The following is a 227-nucleotide window of genomic DNA, read 5'->3' as shown; positions in this document are numbered from 1 at the left end:
GCGTTGCGGTAGAGCGGGGCGGCGTCGTTCAGTGCGCCGCGCATCTGCGCTTCGTCGCACTCTGAACGAATGAATGCCTGCACTAGGGTGCGCAGGCGAGTGAGTGGCGGCTGCTCAAAGTCTTGCAGAATCCGCTGCAACATCTGCGTGGTGTGCAGCCACTCATCGCTCTGCAAGCGGAACAGGATCGCCGCTTTGTTGGGGAAGTACTGATACAGCGAGCCGAT

Annotated in this window: 1 pseudogene; it reads right to left on the bottom strand. The window is 60.8% G+C overall.

From position 1 onward, the window contains the following. Window positions 1-227: pseudogene (locus ACWR1S_RS31030) on the bottom strand (TetR/AcrR family transcriptional regulator); the annotation flags it as partial.

It is taken from the genome of Pseudomonas sp. AIG (assembly GCF_977020205.1).
This window is presented reverse-complemented; position numbering and strand designations above follow the sequence as displayed.